We start from the raw sequence: 19149 nt of genomic DNA, 5'->3' as shown, positions 1-19149 counted from the left end.
ATCGCGATAACCTAGCGCGGCTCGCTTGCAAGTCCTCTCCAAATTGCAACACACATGATAAGCAAGACGATTGTGAAAGGCAGTCCGGTGGAGATCACCATGGACTGCAAAGACTTCAGTCCGCCTGCAGAAAGCAGCAGCACGATCGCAATCAAGCCTTCAAACAGACACCAGAACACACGCTGAGGAACCGGCGCATCCACTTTGCCGCCTGCAGCAATCGTATCAATCACCAAAGAACCGGAATCGGAAGAGGTGACAAAGAAGACGATCACAAGCACGATACCGACAAAGCTTGTGATTGTTGCCCATGGCATAGCTTCCAGCATTGTGAACAGCTGAACTGGCAGCGCAGCTTGCTGAACAGCAGTGTAGCCATCATTGACAATCTGGTTGATCGCAGCACCACCAAAGATGGACATCCAAAGCACGCATACCAATGATGGAATGAGCAGAACGCTAATCAGGAACTCACGAACAGTACGACCACGGCTGACACGGGCGATGAACATGCCCACGAAAGGTGACCAGGAAATCCACCAAGCCCAGTAGAAGGATGTCCAACCCTGCATGAAGTTGACATCTTCACGACCAACCGGGCTGGAAAGTGCAGGAAGATACTGCAAATAAGCGCCGAGGAAGTTCAGAGCATCTGGCAGCAAGATCAGGCCCGGACCCGCAATAACAACAAAGAGCACCAGCAGAGCAGCCAGTCCCATGTTGATTTCGGAAAGCAGCTTCACACCCGCTTCAAGACCGCGCACAACGGAGACAAGCGCAATCGCAGTGATTGCAGCAATCAGTATGACCTGCCATGTGCTGTCAATTGGCATGCCAAACAGCTTGTTGAGGCCGGAGTTCGCCTGAACAGCGCCCAGACCAAGAGAGGTTGCGAGACCAAACAGGGTTGCGAAAACGGCAAGAATATCGATGATATGTCCCGGCCAACCCCAAACACGTTCGCCGAAAATCGGATAAAAAGCAGAGCGGATTGTCAGCGGCAAGCCTCTGTTGTAGCTGAAGAACGCCAGGCTCAATCCAACAACAGCATAAATCGCCCATGGGTGTAGACCCCAGTGGAAGATAGAGGCAGCCATACCCAGACGGATCGCTTCTTCCTGTGTGGCAGCTGCACCAAGCGGCGCCCAATCGGTTCGCACGCCATCAGCACCAACAGTTGTGCCACCCAATGAAGAGGCAAAGTGGCTGATCGGTTCAGAAACACCGTAGAACATCAATCCGATGCCCATACCAGCTGCAAACAGCATGGAGAACCAGCTCAGATAGCTGAAGTCCGGCGTAGCTTCCTTGCCACCAAGGCGCACTTTGCCGTAAGGGCTCACCACGATTACAAGGCAGAGGATAACAAAAATGTCGGCAGCGCCAATAAAGAACCAGTCAAAGCTCTTCGTGACAGTAGAAAAGAGCGTGCTGAAAACGGAGTTTGCTTGCTCTGGTAAAAGTAAGGTGTAGGCAACAAATGCAACGACAGCTAAAGCTGAAATAGCGAATACTGGATTGTGAATGTCAAACCCAATGGGTCCAAATTTTCCTTCAATGTTATCTTGGCCAAGACTGTAATCCGAGTCTGCCATGTCGTCCGATGGACTATCCATAATATCCGCCGGAGGCCGGTCGGAATTGCGTAAATCAGTCATGAAGCTTCTCCTGTGTTGGACCGTTTATCTTGTGGTCAGGAGAGATCCTTGGGCTGGACCCTTCTTATCGTTCTTATTGATTTAGATACACTTTTTTATTGTCACTTATCAATGGATGGGGGAGTGCCAAACACTAAAGGTCCACTTCAATGTCTGACAAAGGTGTTGTGCAGCAAATCAGGATTTTACCCTGATCAATTTCCCGTTTTCGAATGCCTCCGCCATGTTGCATGTCGGTTTCACCCGAAACCAGTTGAGATTTGCATGTACCACAAATACCGCGTTGGCAGGATGCCATCGGCAAAATACCAGCTTCACGCGCAGCAGAAAGGATTGTCATGCCCGGCCCACACTCAACCACGTGACCGGTCTTGGTGAAGGTGACCCGATAGGTTTGGTCACTGATTTCCGGCGCAGAAATCTGATCCTCAAAGGTACCAGCTGTCTCAGCTCCAAAGTCAAAGCTTTCTTCATGGTAGTTAGCCATGTCGAAGCCTGCTTCCTGCAGCATGTTTTGCACGCCTTCCATGAAACGGGCAGGGCCGCAACATAGGATCTTCCTGTCTTTAAAGTCTGGCGACATAAGTGACAGCATCTGAAGGCTCAAACGACCTTCAAACCCGCTCCAGCTGTTGTATCCAGATGTCGTGCTGCACGTAAATGAGAGCTTGAAGGCAGGGTTTTGTGCAGCCAGCAATTCCAGTTCATGTCTAAAGATGATATCCGCAGGTGTGCGTGCGGCATGAATAAAATGCAGATCTGTCGGCTCTGCAAGATCGCAGGCCGTGCGGGTCATTGACATCATGGGGGTGATGCCACTGCCTGCTGAAATGAATAACAGCTTCTCTTCCTGCGTGGCATCCGTGGTGAACTCACCAGCAGGGCCAGAGACATTCACTTCCTTGCCCGGCAGCATGTTGTCCAAAAGCCAGTTGGAGCCCGGACCACCCGGCACCCGTTTGACCGTGATCTCAACACGATAGGGCCGCGCAGCAGAAGCGGAAATTGTGTAACTGCGCATGATCATGCCTTCGACCGGAAGCTCGAAGGTCATGTGTTGGCCGGGATAGAACCTGAAAACCCGAGGCTCGCGCGCAGAAAACAGGAACGTCTTCACATCATGCGTTTCCTGCCGCACTTGTCGGCAGACCAGAACATCATCCACCTCCGGATCCCACATGGGGATCCGGGTCGCTTCGGTGAAGTGTTCTTCATCATAGTCCGTGACGGTCTTCAGATCATCAAAAGTTACGTTCTGAGTCATGCGTCCGCCATTTCAACATCACCGGCAGGCATGTGCGCTTTGTGGCGTTCAATATACCAATCACAAAGTGCTTCTACATGAGGCTCTGTGTATTCCGAGTATGGGCCTTGCTCATAAGCAGGGTCTTCACTGCCAAGCTGTGCCAGCCGCACCAGATCCGCATCCTGCTGGTTGGTCATCATCCAGACCTGCTTCAGATTGTCGAGGTTGTAATCTTCTCCCTCAATCGCATCCTTGTGCACCAGCCAAGTGGTCCGCACGAGTGTACGATCCGGCGACAATGGGAAAGCAGCAAAGGTCACGATGTGATCACTCATAAAATGGTGCCAGGAGTTGGGATTATGCCAGAAGCTCAAGCCACCAAGCTTGGCGTCCTTGAAGTTTCCAAGCAGCTTCTTGCTGGCGATCTTGGTGTCCAGAGTATGGGACTCGCCTTCGCCCATCAAAGGCAGGCGAATGCAACGGAAGCTGGTGGCGTTGGCCAGCTTGTCCACCTCGGCAGAAGGCAGGCCAGCGGCCTCCCAGCGCTTATGCTCGCTCTCAAGCAAAGACAGATACTTGTTGACGTCAGCCGTGCGCCGCTCATCCATTTCATCAGGCGAAAAGCCAAAGCCAAACTCTGAGAGTGGAACGGTGAGCTGCGGATGAGTACCTTCGCAGTGATAACACTCACGGTTGTTCTCAAGCGTCAGCTTCCAATTGCCTTCTTCAATCAGATCAGCCGTGTAGGCCACCTTACAGTTGGCAATATCATGAGGCGCAATATAGGTCTCCATGATCTGCGCCATCTCTTCAATGTCTTCCGGAGGGTTCTCCGCAAGGCAAATAAAGATGAGACCTGCAATTGAACGCACATGAACGGTCTTCAGGCCATGACAGGTCTTGTCGAAGTCCTTGCCCATATGCTCGGCCAGAATGAGTTCGCCATCCTCGTTATATGTCCACCCATGATAGCGGCAAACAATGTTGCCGATTGTGGCCTCAGGCTCATCAATGAGCTTCGCACCACGATGCCGGCAGATGTTATGAAAGCCGCGGATGTACATGTCATCGCCGCGCAAAAGCAGGACGGATGTCTTGCCGATTTCAACGGTAATGCAATCGCCCGGTTCCGGAAGCTGAGGTTCAACAGCTACGAAAATCCAGTGTTTGCGAAAGAAGACCTCCATGTCCAGATCAAGAATGTCGGGAGCACTATAGAAGGGGGCGTTGAGGCTTTTGCCCTTTTCGCGGTGAGCTATAAGATCTTGAATGTAAGACGGAACGCTCATGTTCAGATACCTCGGCTTAAAATGATGCCTGGGAAGTTGACCGGTGCAGGTTGCTGAGATGATCAGGTGTCTGGCCTGATCGTGAAGAACAAGTCGATAGAACGTCAATCACTTCTGTATGAGGTGATTTGGAATTAGCGTGCTTGTAAAGAGGCTTAGCGTAGTTTGTAAAAGAGAATTCAGAGAACACCAAAGAGGCATGACTTGAATTCAGCCACACATGATCAAAACCGGTGGAATGAACTGAAGCTGGCTCAGCACAGACGAGCCAGGAGTTCGTCGTTTTGCGGCAAGGCCTGTGTTTCGCACAAGCATTGGAAAATGCTGACTGATACACTTTAAGCCTCCCTCTTACAGTGTGACAGTTCTCTAAAATTTCATGGGCAGTTTCTTTGCGTCAGGCCCGTGAAACTCGAGAGTAATCAGGAAATCTAGTTCGAATTAATCTCATGGAGGCAGGAAGTTTGAGGCACATTGACAGTAAAAATGCGACGCCTCTACGTTGCTCCCGCTGCAAATTCAAGACAGCCTCAACCACACGGTGAATTGATAGTCTGAATGACAGAGATTATGGGCAGAAATGCTGCAGAAAATGCTTAGGCATCTGACGAAAACGCCAGGTTGATCCGCACGAGGCGTGCGCAAAAGCTCAAATAAAATTGAAGAGAGGCAGGATAAATGCGCTCAAGAAAAATGCGGCCCTAAAGGCCGCATTCAAACTCCGCAACAGCTACCGTCAGCAGCCCCATCACATGGGGCACAAACGAACGCCAAACATCCAGCCGAAACTGGTTTTGCTCTTCTCGCGTCAGGATCACCTGCACACTATCAAAAATAGTCCGCACCCCACGACCACTCTTCAGTTCCGCAAGGTTTCGTGGACAGGACGTAGAGAGCAGCTCCTCAGCTTCAGGACCTGAAATTCGGATACTGACTTCCCGACTGGAAATGTCTGTCAGACTATGAACAGCGTCCGGATAGATCGCTGCCAACGATTTTTCAATTTCTGAACGCGCCTCCATTGGACAGGTCAGCATCCACTCATCCGGCCCCAATTTGAGGGCCGTCATGTCGCCTGAATGAGCGCTCTCGCTGATGGATGAGGGCAGCTCAAAACCGAGTGCTTTTGACATAGCAACGGTGTTTTCACGCTTACAACGCAAACTAAAACGGCCCATCGCTGGCAGTGTTTCGACTGTACTATTGAAAGCCATGTGTGCCACTCCCTTACATCTTAATCCGGTCGCCATCAGGATCGTAAAACACGGTCCCGCTGACAGTTGCACGATGGGTTTGATCTGGCATTGGAATATCTATTGAGGTGCCATTCCGCTCAAAACCACCTTCAATCAAAGCCATAGCAATGGAACGCCCCAGTGCTTTACTCCAGTAGGAAGACGTCACATGCCCCAACATCTTAGCCGGGATAGCAGTGTCACCGCTCTCAACAATCTGCGCGCCTTCCTCCAGCACAACACTTGGATCTTCCGTCAAAAGACCAACCAGTTGCTTTCGGTTTGGCAACAGCATATCAGGCCGCGTCAAAGAGCGCTTGCCGACAAAGTCTGGCTTCTTCTTGCCAATGGCCCAGGTCAGGCCCGCATCCGCTGGCGTAACAGTGCCATCGGTGTCCTGACCAACAATGATAAAGCCTTTTTCTGCCCGCAAAACATGCATAGTTTCAGTGCCATAAACACACATGTCGTACTTCTTGCCTTCCTGATAAAGCATCTCCCAAAGCGCGCGCCCATGTTCCGATGGAACGTTCACTTCAAAACCCAACTCACCAGTAAAGCTGACGCGGAAGAGACGAGCTTCAAAACCACCCACAGTGCACTCACGAAGCGCCATATGCGGGAAGGCTTTAGCAGAAAGATCTGTACCTTTTACAAATGGTTCCAGCACCTTACGAGCATTCGGCCCATTCAGTGCAATGGTTGACCATTGCTCGGTCGTAGAGGTGAGCCACACATCCAGATCAGGCCATTCGGTCTGTAAAAAGTGCTCCATCATGGTCAAAACGCGCGCCGCACCACCAGTTGTCGTCGTCACATGGAAGCGGTCTTCACTGATCCGCCCGATAACACCATCATCCCGAATGAAACCATCTTCACCCAGAAGTAGACCATAGCGACACCGACCTGATGCCAGCTTTGTCCATGGGTTGGTATACATCCGGTTCATGAACTCGGCAGCATCCGGCCCGACAACTTCGATCTTGCCGAGAGTAGAGGCATCAAACATGCCGACAGAAGCGCGCGTTTCTCTGCATTCCCGCACCACTGCCGTGTGCATATCTTCACCAGCCCTGGGGTAATACCACGCACGGCGCCACAAGGAGACCGGCTCAAATACAGCACCGTTCTCTTCCGCCCAACTATCAATGTTGGTCTTGCGCGTTACTTCAAACAGCTCGTCCTTGTGATAGCCGGCAAACGTTCCAAATGTCGTGGGTGTATAAGGCGGACGGAATGTAGTTAGGCCAACCTTGGGAGTAGGGCGCCCAAGTTCATTAGCAGCGATCTTCAAACCGTTCATGTTTGACATCTTGCCCTGATCGGTCGCCATGCCATTGGTCGTAAAGCGTTTTACGTGCTCAATGGAGAGCATACCTTCGCGCACAGCGAGGCGAATATCCTTGGCTGTCACATCGTTCTGAAAATCAACAAAAGCCCGGCGTGCCAGCTTGTCATCGTTGCTTGGCAGCTCTTCCATAACGATACCGGAACCAGCTCGATCCCCATCAACATCAACGGAAAGACCCGGCGCATTCTGCCCCAATGAAATCAAAGCTTGCTGAGCTGCATGCACACCATCATCAAAAGCGGCCTGCTGGCTCCATAACCCACGCCCACCACCCGCGATATGACACCGTTCGGTTCGCTCACCAGGCAAGAAGACTTCGTTCTCTTCATCCCAATGCAAACTGCCTTTGGTATGAGAGAACAAGTGAAGGGATGGGGTCCACCCACCACTCATCAAAACTGCATCACAAGGGATGGAAATGATGTCTGTAACGTGCTGATCGCCAGAAATCCTGCCGACTTTCACCCCGGAGACGCGCTTTGTCCCGCTTACTGACGTTACACTGTGACCTACCTTCGCCGCTATGCCGCGTTTTTGGGCTTCCGATTGCAAGTAGTCATTCACAGTGGTGCGTACATCAACAATCGCAGGGATTTTCACACCTGCATCAGCAAGGTCAAAGGCGGCGTACCAGGCTGAATCGTGGGATGTAACCACAACAGCAGCATTACCAACCTTCACGCCGTAGCGGTTGAGATAGGTCTGCGCCGCACCTGCCATCATCACACCTGGACGATCATTACCCTCAAACACCAACGGGCGCTCAAGTGCACCTTGAGCAAGAATGACCTCTTGCGCCCGAACACGCCACATCCGTTCTCGTGGAGCATTTGCAGGCGGGTTTTCCATGTGATCCGTGAGCTTTTCAGCAACGCCCACCATGTTCTCATGGTAATAGCCAATAGCAGTCGCACGGGTCATGATACGAACGTTGTCGCAGGCTTCAAGCTCAGCAATAACTGCTGTAAGCCAGCTCTCGGTGTTCTTTCCATCAATGGCAGATGGAGCCTCCGAAAGCAAAGATCCTCCAAGCTCCCGGTTCTCATCGACGAGGACCACATCAGTTCCATTGCGAGCCGCCGTTAACGCAGCTGCAAGCCCTGCAGGCCCAGCACCAACAATCAGCAGTTCCGTATGCAGATAACGCGAGGCATAAGTGTCAGCATCCGGTTCGGTTGGGGAGACGCCCAATCCGGCAGACGCGCGGATAACAGGCTCATAAACCTTGTCCCAAAAGCTCTTTGGCCACATGAAAGTCTTGTAGTAGAACCCGGCTGCAAACAGCTTGTGGAGCTTGTCGTTCACAGCACCCACATCAAAGTTCAGGCTCGGCCACTTGTTCTGGCTAACAGTGGTCAGCCCTTCGTAAAGCTCCTGAACGGTAGCGCGGGTGTTCGGTTCAAAGCGACCTGCACCAGAGCGGGATGTTCCAATCAACGCGTTTGGTTCTTCTGATCCGGCTGTCACAGGACCACGCGGACGGTGATACTTAAATGAGCGCCCCATAAGATGAACGCCGTTAGCAAGCAGGGCAGAGGCAACCGTATCGCCTTCATATCCTTGGTAGGAAACGCCATCAAAAGTGAAGCGAACACGCTTATCGCGATTGATGCGGCCTTTGCCCTCAACTCTCCAGTTGTTCATTGTTCTCTTCACCTTCTGCGTGGCTAGTCGGGCAGGCCTGTCCAATCTCATAGGTGGCGATGAATTTGTCGCTCACAGTGTTCCGCAGAGCGTTGAAATAACGCCCACAACCATGTGAGTGTCGCCATTGCTCGGCATGATCTCCGCGTACATTGGAGCGAATAAACAGATAGTCGCGCCATTCAGCATCTGTTTGCTCAGCTGGGTTTTCTGGGCGTGCGATATGTGCTTGCCCGGCATATTCAAATTCCAGTTCAGGCAACTTTTCCTTGCAATAAGGACAGTGGATTAAGAGCATCAGGCTGCCTCCTTAGTGCGCCACGGCAGCAGCTGCTGCTTCATCAATCAAACGACCTGTTTCAAAACGCGAGAGCGTGAACGGCGCATTGATAGGGTGAGGATCATCTTTTGCAATTGTGTGCGCAAAAACATGCGCAGAGCCCGGCGTTGCCTTGAAGCCGCCCGTACCCCAACCACAATTGAGGTAGAGGCCTTGCACAGGGGTCTTTCCAAGGATTGGAGAACGGTCAGGCGTCACGTCAACCACACCGCCCCATTTGCGCAGCATGCGCATACGGCGGAAAATCGGGAACACTTCGCAAATGGCAGCAAGCGTATGCTCTATCAACGGCAAGCCACCGCGTTGAGAATAAGAAACGTACTGATCTGTTCCAGAACCAATCACCAACTCGCCCTTGTCAGACTGGCTGATATAGGCGTGCACACTGTTGGACATCACCACTTGAGGAAAGATCGGCTTAACAGGTTCAGACACAAGCGCCTGAAGAGGATAGCTTTCTAGAGGAAGCTGCACACCGGCAGTATCCATCACCACAGAGGTTCCGCCAGCTGCAGAAACCGCTATCTTTTTAGCCTTTACAAAACCACGCGCAGTTTGAAGTCCGGTGACAGTTCCGTCTGGTCCTCGTTCGATTGATAGAACCGGACAGTTCTGAATAATATCAATGCCTCTTGCCGCAGCAGCGCGTGCATACCCCCAAGCCACCGCGTCATGCCGTGCCGTCCCGCCACGTTGCTGAAACGCGGCTCCCATCACCGGATAACGTGCGTTGGCCGCAATATTGAGGGGCGGGCACTTTTCTTTGGCCTGTTCAGGAGTGAGCCAGACATTATCAACGCCGTTCAAACGATTGGAGTGTATGTGACGCTTGAAGCTCTGCACATCATGAACATTGTGCGCCAACATCATCACACCGCGCTGCGAGAACATGACGTTGTAGTTCAGGTCCTGACTAAGCCCATCCCATAAGTCGACGGCATGGTCATAAAGGCGTGCACTTTCATCATAAAGATAGTTCGAGCGAATGATGGTCGTGTTCCGGCCGGTGTTGCCGCCGCCAAGCCATCCCTTGTCAATCACCGCCACATTGGTGATGCCATGTTCTTTTGCCAGATAGTAGGCGGCCCCAAGGCCATGCCCACCAGCACCTACGATAATGACGTCATATTCGCTTTTCAGCTCAGCGTCAGGCCATTGCGGCTCAACGTTTTTATAGCCTGTGAGCGCTCCTTTCAGGAGCGTCATTGCGGAAAATTTTGACAAGGCTACCTCCTTGGAATTCAAGAGAGTTTGCCCACTATGTAAAATTGTGTATGGTACCCTTGCGAATATTATGAGGTATTTTTGCGCAGGAGACATAAGTGCAGAACGTAACACGGACCAATCGGCAATCTCGTCCTGCACTCAATGTTGGTTTCATTCTGGCCAACCGGTTCACATTGTCGGCCTTCGCTAGCTTTATTGATGTCCTGCGCCTTTCTGCCGATGAAGGAGACAGCAGCAGGCCAATCCTATGCAGCTGGAGCGTCATCGCACCTGATATGGAGCCCATCCGCGCCAGTTGCGGCGTGCGCATCCATCCTGATACAAATTTGATCGATCCAGCTCATTTTGATTACCTGGTGGTTGTAGGAGGGCTGATCGACCACATCGAACGCCTTGATCTTCGCTATGTGCACTATTTGAAATCAGCTGTGTCGAAGGGAGTGCCATTGATCGGCTTGTGTACTGGTAGCTTTATTCTGCACCGTGCCGGTTTGATGAACGGCTATAAATGTTGTGTGAGCTGGTTTCACCGGGCGGACTTCCTTGAGCAATTTGATGGATTGGAGCCAGTCTCTGATCGCATTTTTGTGGTGGACCGGGACCGCATTTCCTGTTCAGGGGGAACCAGTGCAGTGCATGTTGCAGCCCATCTGGTTGAGCGTCATGTTGGCCTGCGGCAAGCCCGCAAGAGCCTTCATATTCTGATGGTGGATGAAGCCCAGGATGACAGCAAAGCCCAACCGTTCCTGCCAACGTCACTTAAAGCCAAAGATAATCTGGTCCAAAGGGCAGTGCTGATGATGCAGCAGGAAACGGAAAATCTGCGCAGCATAGAGCAGCTTTGTAAGATGCTGGGCGTTGGACGGCGTAGTCTTGAAATGAAATTTAAGTCTGACCTCGGTAAATCCCCAGCCGAAGCACTCAGTCATATACGAGTAGAAGAAGCCAAACGCTTACTGGGAGAAACAGAGGCAACCATCACAGATGTTGCCATCCGATCCGGTTTTTTTGATGCATCCCACTTTAACAAGGTCTTCCAAAAACACACCAGCATGACCGCAAGTGCATATCGCAATTCCTTACCTGCTTAAGAAGGCTTCTTCTTGAGCAGCGAACCAACAAAGCCAAACAATCCTGCCCAAATAATTGAAGACAGCACTGTGAGGCAAATGCGCAGCAGGCCAGACATTTCTCCAAGAGGCACATCCAGCAGCCAACTGGCCGTAATGAAGGGGAACAGAAGAATATTCGCAAGTATTGGCGAAACCTGAAGGCCGATGAAAAACCCTAGAGGAACAGCAATCAATCCGAATGCGGCCCCAAAAATGATGAAGATGTAAATCATGGCCTCAATGAAGTATGCAGTTTGAACCTATCTCCAAGTTTTGTCAGCTCCACGTTTCTCTGTAAACCAGTATTATTGTGAAGCTCGCTATTGAATCCTGTCATAAACTTTAGAACCGCAGTCGGATCAAGCTTTTACGCGCATCATCTTAGGATCATACAAAGGCGTTAAGTGCACGTCACAGGGTACGCGTTCTGTTGCAACTTCCAGCTCATACTTGCCACCAAGAACAAACTCACGATCAACACCATCAGTATTGCGGACATATCCCAAGCCGATGGATTTTTGCAACGTATGACCAAAGCCACCGGATGATAGCCAGCCGACCCTTACACCGTCGCGATAAATCGTTTCTCGGCCTGACAATATGATGTCGCCATCAGTTACAAAAGTCGCCAGCATCTTTTTGACACCGTGTGTTCGTTGTTCTTCAATAGCACCACGACCTTTGAAGGCTATGTTCTTCTTCAGTTTCACTGCCCAGCCAAGGCCAGCTTCTTCTGGGGTATGATCGGGACCTATGTCGCTTCCCCAGGCCCTGTATCCTTTCTCCAAACGCAACGTTTCAATAGCTCTGTATCCAGCATTACGCAGCCCAAACTCCTGTCCTGCTTCATGAAGCGCAGTGTAGACGGTTGTTGCGTACTCAACGGGTAAATGCAGTTCCCAGCCCAGCTCCCCAACATAGGTCACTCGAAGCGCATGAACAGGACAGCCTGCAATGCCGATTTTGTGAGCTTGGCCAAACCGAAAATGATCATTACTCACGTCATCACGGGTTACGCGTTTCAAGATCTCGCGAGAGTTGGGCCCCATAAGAGAAAGGACCACATAAGCCGAAGTGACATCTACCAGCTGAACATTCATGCCCTCTGGAATATTGCGGGAAATCCAATCGAAATCATGGATGGCAAAACCAGTTCCCGTGACAATGTAGTACTCATCTTCTGCCATTCGCACGCAGGTAAGATCGCATTCAATACCGCCATGATCGTTGAGCATTTGCGTGTAGATCAGTGAGCCGATCGGCTTATCTACGTCATTTGCTGCAATCCAGCTGAGTGCATCGACTGCATCAGGTCCCTTGAGTGTAAATTTTGCAAAGGACGTCTGGTCGAAGAGCACCGCAGAGGAGCGGGCTGCGTTATGTTCGCGGCCAACAGGTTCGTGCCAATTGGGCCTCGCAAAAGTATAGATGTCTTTTTGAGCTTCTCCATTATGAGTATCTGCATACCAGTTGGCGCGTTCCCATCCCAGTTTTTCGCCAAACACCGCGCCATCTGCTTTCAAAAACTCATAGAGCGGTGATTTGCGACAGGGACGACCGCTTTCATGTTCCTCACTCGGCCAAGCCATTGTGTAGTGTTTGGCATAGGCTTCTTTTGTCCGCGTACGTATCCAGTCACTATCAAAGTGCGGACGTCCAAAACGACGAATGTCGACAGGCCACAGGTCGAAGAGTGGTTCGCCTTTTGCGATCCATTCTGCCAGTGCCATTCCAGCGCCACCGCCAGCGGCGATGCCAAACGCATTAAAGCCTGCATTGACGTAAAAGTTTTTGAGTTCAGGAGCTTCACCCATGATGAAATTGCCATCCGGCGTAAAGCTCTCTGGTCCGTTGATGAGTTCTTTGATACCTGCAGTCTCCAAAGCCGGAACTCGGCCAAGAGAAAGCTCCATCAACGGTTCAAAGTGCCCAAAGTCGCTGTCGAGCAATGTGTAGTGGAAGTCTTTTGGAATGCCATCCTCGGCCCAGGAAAGGGGGTTGGCTTCATATCCGCCCATAACAAGGCCGCCGACCTCCTCCTTGTAATAGGTCAGTCGGTCCGGATCTCGAAGCGTTGGCAAATCTCTGGGCACGCCAGGTATCGGCTCGGTGACCATGTACTGATGCTGCATTGGTACCAAAGGCACATTCACACCAACATGCTTTGCAAAGTCTCGCGTCCATTGCCCGCAGCAGGCAACGACAACAGCGCAGTCAATCCGGCCTCGGCTGGTTTCAACGCCTCTGATTACCCCTTTGTCGACATCAACACGCAGCACTTTCGTGTCTTCAAAAATCTGTGCCCCTGCCAAACGAGCCCCCTTGGCAAGAGACAATGTTATATCCGAAGGATTTGCCTGGCCGTCACTTGGCAGATAAGCCGCGCCAATAACATCATCGACTTGCATCAAAGGCCAGAGATCCTGAGCTTCTTTAGGTGTCAGAAGCTGCATATCTAAACCAAAGGAATGCGCAGTCGTTGCCTGACGTTGCACCTCAGTCCATCTCTCATGATTACAGGCAAGGCGAAGGCCGCCATTCATCTTCCAACCAGTTGCCTGTCCGGTCTCCTCTTCAAGGCGTTTATAAAGATCAACGGAATACCCAAGGAGTTGAGTGATATTGGCATTTGAACGCAATTGCCCAACCAGCCCCGCAGCATGAAAAGTTGTGCCAGACGTCAGTTTTTTCCGCTCAAGCAAAACAACATCCCAGCCCAGTTTTGCAAGGTGGTAAGCGGTCGAACACCCGACAATGCCGCCACCTACGATCACAGCCTTCGCCGTTTTTGGCAATTCTTTCATCTCAACCTCACTTCAACTGCAAATCAGCATATGTATGCTCAAACCGGAGCAAGTTTTCTCTGGTATAGCTGGCGTAATCGAACTGTATTTTGGATGTCTGCTCAGACACCATGCTCCACATACTCTCGCGCAGTAAGGATGCGCATTTCATGGCACTGTATTGGGCCCAAAGTGCATCGGAGACCGGTTCGTCAAAGTATGTTTCGAGCAGTATCTTTTGCAAGCCTTCAGACAAACTTGCATTTGTTGCCAAACCTCCCAGGTCGAACAACGGAGAGTTCAGGCCTGCGTACTCCCAGTCAACCAGCCAAAGCCGCTCATTCTCATTTAAGATGTTCGCTGGAAGAAGATCGTTGTGGCAAAGAACCAACTGCACCTTCCCAACCGCACGCTCAAGCTTTTCAGCCTTGGCCATCAACGCATTGAGGCTCGGCAGATGATCCGAGTCCATAAGGCGAAGTGTTTCGGCATAATCGCGCAGGATGTGAAAGACCCAAAAAGCGAGGACAGGGCCACGTATCAGTTGCGTTGCTTCTCTGTGAACTTTGGTCAGGACACCCGCGATAGAGCGAAGCCTTTGCGGATCTTGGATATCGGCTTCGCTCAATGGTTCAGCGTCAACGTAATCCTGAACCAGCGCACCTTTTTGGAAGTAACGGACTGCAGGAGCAACGCCTGCGGCATGGGCAGCCCGGCAAGCTGAGAGTTCATTGAACCGCATAACCCCATGTTCTACGATGTCTTCTCCAAGGCGCACCACATAAGTGTGTCCTTCATCAGTGATCTTCACATTGAAATTCGTAATGCCACCGCCCAGAATTTCGACATTCGTTGGTTTCTTCCAAAATGGCAGTTCAAGGGCTCTTGTTACGGCTAATTCCTTTGTCAGTGTTTCGCTCATGTTGCCAACCCCAATCTTGCTCGAGAGGATTTCGCAAGCGCGGACAAAATCCGATCCGCGATGATTGCAATAAAGGCTACGGCCAAGCCTGCGACAATGCCTTGGCCTGTATTTGCTTTCGTAAGTGCAATGTAAACTTCCTGCCCCAAATCCCGCGTGCCAACGAGAGCAGTGATCACCAGCATAGACAAAGCCAGCATAATCGTTTGGTTCAATCCCAACAGCAGTGAGGGAACAGCCAAAGGAAGCTTTATACGCCAGAGCAACTGCCAGCGTGTACATCCAGATACCTTACCAGCCTCAATCACTTGCGGACTAATCTCACGGATCCCATGGGCGGCGTAGCGTAGAGCAGGAGCCATTGCATAAAGCACGATAGCAACCATGGCGGAAAACTCACCAACGCGGAAAAGCATGACGACAGGGATCAGATAGACAAAACTTGGGAGCGTCTGCAGAGTGTCAACCAGAGTGCTGAGTACTCTGTCTGCCCGCTCAGATTGTCCGGCCCACACGCCGAGCGGCATCCCAATCACCGCTGCTATTAACACTGAAACGCCACAGAGGTAGACGGTGATCATTGCATCCCGCCACAATCCATTGGCAGCAACAAAACCTGCCAGCGTTGCGCATAAAAAACCTAGTCGCCACCCGCCAACGCGCCACCCAATAAGCCCGAGCGCTATGATGCCCCAAGCCCAGGGAATGCCTACAAAGAAACGTTTTATCGGCAAAAGAAGGTAGGTCAGTAACGCCGTCTTGATTGCTTCAAAAACCTCAAAGAAATTGATGTTGATCCATTTGATGGCCTCATCCCAGAAAGAGCCAGTGGTGAGAACCATGGCCTCAGGATAACTTTGAATTGCAGGGAACACCTTCCCCAGAATCGCTAGTAAAACCGTGACTGCCAATGCAATGGCAGCGTACATCAGAGGCGTTATCTGAGTTACGGATGCACTTTGGGTCTGCGAGTGAACATTCAGCGAAAAAGCCTGGCTTAGCCGGTCCAGCGCAATTGCAATCACGACAATTGCCAAGCCAGCTTCAATGCCTCCACCAATGTCTAAACGACGCAGTGCAGCCAAAACATCGTAACCCAGACCGCCAGCGCCAATGATGGAGGCGATGATCACCATGTTCAGCGAGAGCATGATGACCTGATTAACACCCACCATTAAGGTTGGCAGAGCAGAGGGCAGCAACACCTTCCACATCATCTGGCGTGGCGTACAACCAGCCATGCGTCCGGCTTCATGCAGCGGCTCAGGTACGGATTGTAATGCAACAAGCACCACGCGGACCATGGGAGGCATGGCATAGATAATCGTGGCCACTAATGCAGAGACCGGCCCAAACCCGAACAGAAACAAGATCGGCACAAGGTAAGCAAAGATCGGGACTGTCTGCATTAAATCAAGCAATGGGCGCAGGAGCCGCTCAAAGCGCTCTGAACGATAAGCCAGAATGCCCAGCATCAATCCACTAAGCACACCGAAAGGGACTGCAATAGCAATGGACGCCAAAGTCACCATCGCACTTTGCCATTGACCGAAAACAACCAGATAGAGGAAACAGCCACCCGCCAAAGCTGCAAGTCTCCAGCCACCTGCTTTCACTGCCAATAAGATCATAAGAAAGGTCACAGCGATCCAGCTCATGGAAGGGAAGATCTCAACGGCTTGTTGACCGAGACCAGAATGAAACCCATCCGCAAGAAAAGCACGCATTGTGTTGTATGGCGCTTCAATTATTGCCGAAAGAAACCGCGTCAACTGGCGAAAAGTGAAGAGACCAAATCCCGCATCTTCCACAAGCCAAGCCATGAAAGTGCTGATCCGTTCATCCAGTTGCCATTGCCAGGCACTTGGAAACTTAATGATCCAGCGGGCATCGAGTGCCTTGTAAAGTGGAAAGGAATAGCTTGAGAGAAGCCAGGTTGAAGCGAAAAGCAAAAGCCAAAAGGAATGAGGGTTGCGCAAGCTGTCACGGAGATGGAAGTTCATTCCACTAACTCCTGCCCAAGCATTACGCTGACAATCTTTTCACGATCGATAGTACCAACAGGTACACCGTCATCGTCCAACACCCGAAATGCGCGACTGGTTTTCCCAACCTCGGAAGCTACATCTGCAACCTTCAGGCTATAGCTTAAATCGCCTGCATATGTTCCGGCAGGACAGCCCGCCGTCATAATTGCTTCAAGCTGAATGACTTTGGTCCTGGGAATGTGGCGTGTAAATTCCTCGACGTAGTCAGTCGCGGGATTGCTCACCAGTTGCTCTGGTGTCGCGATCTGAACAATTTCTCCGTCTTTCATCACGGCAATCCGATCAGCCAGCCGAATAGCCTCTTCAAAATCGTGCGTGATGAAGAGGATTGTCTTATGAAGTTTGTTTTGAAGCCGCAGGAACTCATTTTGCATTTCTCTGCGAATGAGAGGGTCAAGCGCTGAAAAGGGTTCATCCAGAAACCACAGATGCGGATCGCCAACCAATGACCGCGCAATGCCAACACGCTGCTGTTGCCCACCTGAAAGCTCCCGCGGATAAGCCGTTTCACGCCCGTTAAGACCAACAAGCTCAATCATCTCATGGGCACGCGCTTCGCGCTCTGGTCGGTGAACGCCTTGAACATCCAAGGGAAATGCAACATTTTGCAAAACAGTCAGATGCGGGAGCAAAGCAAATTGCTGGAACACCATGCCCATCTTTTTACGTCGGACGTCGATCAACTCACGTTCAGACATTGCCAGAAGGTCTTGGCCTTCAAAGTGGATTGAACCGGCAGTTGCTTCTATGAGGCGGGACAGACAGCGTACCAGTGTGGACTTTCCAGAGCCAGACAGGCCCATAATAACAAAGATCTCACCTTTCATAATCTGAAGGTTTGCTTCACGAACCGCACCCGTCAGATTTGCCTGCTCTAAGGCTGAGGTGTCCGGAGAGCTGTCCTGATTTTGCAAAAATGTGCCTGCGTTTGCCCCATAGATCTTCCAGAGGCCTTTACAATCCAAAAGCACTGGCTGGTCCATGAAACATCTCCGTAAAACGCTGATATTGGGCATAAAGCTGAGCTTGCACCGACAAGACGGAACAGACCCTCGATCTGAACCCACTCATCTTGAACGCTCTACTTTATCCAGCTAACCCAACGGTCTTTGTTGGCAGAAAGCCACTCTTCAACAACACCTTCGACTGACTGCCCCTCCAGATCGACTTTGGAGATCATAGCGCTCATCTCGGTATTGCTTACATTGAAGTTAGAAATCGCTTGAGCAGCACCTGGCCATTTTTGACTCAAACCTGCCCAGGCAACTTTCCAGATGGGGCCAGTGGGTTTGCCACAATCATAAGCCGCAGATGGATTTACACCGATTGTCGCATCTTGATAGCAAGCAGCAGAGTAGGGCGGAAATTCGATAAATTTGCCCTCATATTTAGCTGGTGCCCAATGAGGCTCATAAAGCCACAAGATGATTGGCGCTTTTCGTTGATATGCCGATTCCAGTTCTGCAAACAAAGCCGCATCGGTGCCGGCATGGACAACTTCAAAATCAAGCTCAAGTGCCTCAACACGCTCTTCATCAAAGCCGCCCCATGTCACCGGACCGCCAAGATACCGTCCCAAGGGAGCCGTTTCTGCAGTGGCAAATACATCTGCACAGTCCTTAAGCGCTTCCCAGTTTGGCAAACCGGGACAACCCTCTTCCATGTAAGAGGGGTACCACCATTCCTCGATGGCAATCATGCCACTTTCACCAAGACTGACAACATTTCCAGTCTCAATGGCTTCATCCATTGCTTCCCGGCCAGTTGTCTCCCAGATCTCCATTGCAACGTGCAGATCACCAGTCTTTAGGCCCGCAAATTGAGCGATGTAATCCGCTTGAACATACTCGATGTTGTAACCAGCTTGCTTGAGAACCTCACCCATAATGGTGGTTGTGATGATTTGACCGGACCAGTCATGAGTGGTGATTTTGATTGGATCTAGTGACTCAACTTCAGCAATTGCTGAGCTAACTCCCCAAGTCATAACCAAAGCAATTGATGGAATTACTGAGTATTTCATTTGGTCCCCTCCCGCAGATGATCCAATTCATCCATCCGCTGCAAGAATTTGAACCCGACCCCAATCAACTCCAGCAACGACAACTTATCTTACGTTGGGGTAATTGTATAAATCAACATAATGACACAATAATATTTACTAATACCGATTCAAAGTGTGTGAATATGTGGTTTTATGAGGTGTTTTGTGTTTTAAATAAGAGAGCTTAAGCCATGTCTATGCAGGATTAATACGGATTAGATTGAATGGAAAACATCAACAATCAGACACA

14 protein-coding genes are annotated in these 19149 nt (G+C 51.0%); 1 reads left to right on the top strand and 13 read right to left on the bottom strand.

Annotated elements, in window-relative coordinates:
- Nucleotides 1-11: 11 nt before the first annotated feature.
- From PsW74_RS07080 to PsW74_RS07050, 7 genes are all read right to left on the bottom strand, one after another.
- Nucleotides 12-1658 (bottom strand): BCCT family transporter, encoded by a 1647-nt coding sequence (locus tag PsW74_RS07080; protein ID WP_057465194.1) that lies wholly within the window; start codon nucleotides 1656-1658, stop codon nucleotides 12-14.
- Nucleotides 1659-1791: 133 nt separating this feature from the next.
- The gene (locus PsW74_RS07075) at nucleotides 1792-2922 is read right to left on the bottom strand and encodes a hybrid-cluster NAD(P)-dependent oxidoreductase (RefSeq protein ID WP_063288614.1); all 1131 of its coding nucleotides are present in this window, start codon (nucleotides 2920-2922) and stop codon (nucleotides 1792-1794) included.
- The gene (locus tag PsW74_RS07070) at nucleotides 2919-4193 is read right to left on the bottom strand and encodes an aromatic ring-hydroxylating dioxygenase subunit alpha (RefSeq protein ID WP_063288615.1); all 1275 of its coding nucleotides are present in this window, start codon (nucleotides 4191-4193) and stop codon (nucleotides 2919-2921) included. Before PsW74_RS07070 ends, PsW74_RS07075 begins: the two co-directional genes overlap by 4 nt.
- Before the next feature lie 701 nt (nucleotides 4194-4894).
- Nucleotides 4895-5407 carry a sarcosine oxidase subunit gamma family protein gene (locus PsW74_RS07065; protein ID WP_063288616.1) on the bottom strand — a complete coding sequence of 171 codons (513 nt, stop codon included), beginning with the start codon at nucleotides 5405-5407 and terminating at the stop codon, nucleotides 4895-4897.
- 13 nt (nucleotides 5408-5420) lie between these two features.
- Nucleotides 5421-8423, bottom strand: coding sequence for a sarcosine oxidase subunit alpha (locus PsW74_RS07060; RefSeq protein WP_063288617.1), 3003 nt, complete (start codon nucleotides 8421-8423; stop codon nucleotides 5421-5423).
- Nucleotides 8404-8721, bottom strand: coding sequence for a sarcosine oxidase subunit delta (locus PsW74_RS07055; RefSeq protein ID WP_057465189.1), 318 nt, complete (start codon nucleotides 8719-8721; stop codon nucleotides 8404-8406). The genes PsW74_RS07060 and PsW74_RS07055 overlap by 20 nt, the downstream gene beginning before the upstream one ends.
- A gap of 12 nt (nucleotides 8722-8733) precedes the next feature.
- On the bottom strand, nucleotides 8734-9987 hold the full coding sequence (locus PsW74_RS07050) for a sarcosine oxidase subunit beta family protein (RefSeq protein WP_063288618.1): 1254 nt from the start codon (nucleotides 9985-9987) through the stop codon (nucleotides 8734-8736).
- A 98-nt stretch (nucleotides 9988-10085) separates the two neighbouring features.
- Between PsW74_RS07050 and PsW74_RS07045 the strand changes: the two genes are divergently transcribed.
- Nucleotides 10086-11081 carry a GlxA family transcriptional regulator gene (locus tag PsW74_RS07045; RefSeq protein ID WP_063288619.1) on the top strand — a complete coding sequence of 332 codons (996 nt, stop codon included), beginning with the start codon at nucleotides 10086-10088 and terminating at the stop codon, nucleotides 11079-11081.
- Here PsW74_RS07045 and PsW74_RS07040 read toward each other — a convergent pair.
- From PsW74_RS07040 to PsW74_RS07015, 6 genes are all read right to left on the bottom strand, one after another.
- Nucleotides 11078-11335, bottom strand: a complete 258-nt coding sequence (locus PsW74_RS07040) for a hypothetical protein (protein WP_063288620.1) — start codon at nucleotides 11333-11335, stop codon at nucleotides 11078-11080. The two genes, PsW74_RS07045 and PsW74_RS07040, sit on opposite strands and share 4 nt — an antisense overlap.
- Nucleotides 11336-11461: 126 nt before the next feature.
- Nucleotides 11462-13906, bottom strand: coding sequence for an FAD-dependent oxidoreductase (locus PsW74_RS07035; protein WP_063288621.1), 2445 nt, complete (start codon nucleotides 13904-13906; stop codon nucleotides 11462-11464).
- Nucleotides 13907-13913: 7 nt separating this feature from the next.
- Nucleotides 13914-14807 (bottom strand): phosphotransferase, encoded by an 894-nt coding sequence (locus PsW74_RS07030; protein ID WP_063288622.1) that lies wholly within the window; start codon nucleotides 14805-14807, stop codon nucleotides 13914-13916.
- On the bottom strand, nucleotides 14804-16810 hold the full coding sequence (locus tag PsW74_RS07025) for an ABC transporter permease subunit (protein WP_063288623.1): 2007 nt from the start codon (nucleotides 16808-16810) through the stop codon (nucleotides 14804-14806). Before PsW74_RS07025 ends, PsW74_RS07030 begins: the two co-directional genes overlap by 4 nt.
- Nucleotides 16807-17838: a glycine betaine/L-proline ABC transporter ATP-binding protein gene (locus PsW74_RS07020; protein WP_063288624.1), complete on the bottom strand. Its 1032-nt coding sequence runs from the start codon at nucleotides 17836-17838 to the stop codon at nucleotides 16807-16809. Before PsW74_RS07020 ends, PsW74_RS07025 begins: the two co-directional genes overlap by 4 nt.
- A 98-nt stretch (nucleotides 17839-17936) precedes the next feature.
- The gene (locus tag PsW74_RS07015) at nucleotides 17937-18878 is read right to left on the bottom strand and encodes an ABC transporter substrate-binding protein (protein ID WP_063288625.1); all 942 of its coding nucleotides are present in this window, start codon (nucleotides 18876-18878) and stop codon (nucleotides 17937-17939) included.
- Between the last annotated feature and the right edge of the window lie 271 nt (nucleotides 18879-19149).

This window comes from Pseudovibrio sp. W74, from assembly GCF_001623085.1.
Taxonomy (GTDB): Bacteria; Pseudomonadota; Alphaproteobacteria; order Rhizobiales; family Stappiaceae; genus Pseudovibrio.
This window is presented reverse-complemented; position numbering and strand designations above follow the sequence as displayed.

What these genes read in the sequence shown, in the direction of transcription:
- PsW74_RS07030 (WP_063288622.1), bottom strand. Translation starts at nt 14,807, where the DNA reads ATGAGCGAAACACTGACAAAGGAATTAGCCGTAACAAGAGCCCTTGAA.
- PsW74_RS07015 (WP_063288625.1), bottom strand. Translation starts at nt 18,878, where the DNA reads ATGAAATACTCAGTAATTCCATCAATTGCTTTGGTTATGACTTGGGGA.
- PsW74_RS07020 (WP_063288624.1), bottom strand. Translation starts at nt 17,838, where the DNA reads ATGGACCAGCCAGTGCTTTTGGATTGTAAAGGCCTCTGGAAGATCTAT.
- PsW74_RS07040 (WP_063288620.1), bottom strand. Translation starts at nt 11,335, where the DNA reads ATGATTTACATCTTCATCATTTTTGGGGCCGCATTCGGATTGATTGCT.
- PsW74_RS07080 (WP_057465194.1), bottom strand. Translation starts at nt 1,658, where the DNA reads ATGACTGATTTACGCAATTCCGACCGGCCTCCGGCGGATATTATGGAT.
- PsW74_RS07060 (WP_063288617.1), bottom strand. Translation starts at nt 8,423, where the DNA reads ATGAACAACTGGAGAGTTGAGGGCAAAGGCCGCATCAATCGCGATAAG.
- PsW74_RS07070 (WP_063288615.1), bottom strand. Translation starts at nt 4,193, where the DNA reads ATGAGCGTTCCGTCTTACATTCAAGATCTTATAGCTCACCGCGAAAAG.
- PsW74_RS07035 (WP_063288621.1), bottom strand. Translation starts at nt 13,906, where the DNA reads ATGAAAGAATTGCCAAAAACGGCGAAGGCTGTGATCGTAGGTGGCGGC.
- PsW74_RS07075 (WP_063288614.1), bottom strand. Translation starts at nt 2,922, where the DNA reads ATGACTCAGAACGTAACTTTTGATGATCTGAAGACCGTCACGGACTAT.
- PsW74_RS07025 (WP_063288623.1), bottom strand. Translation starts at nt 16,810, where the DNA reads ATGAACTTCCATCTCCGTGACAGCTTGCGCAACCCTCATTCCTTTTGG.
- PsW74_RS07065 (WP_063288616.1), bottom strand. Translation starts at nt 5,407, where the DNA reads ATGGCTTTCAATAGTACAGTCGAAACACTGCCAGCGATGGGCCGTTTT.
- PsW74_RS07055 (WP_057465189.1), bottom strand. Translation starts at nt 8,721, where the DNA reads ATGCTCTTAATCCACTGTCCTTATTGCAAGGAAAAGTTGCCTGAACTG.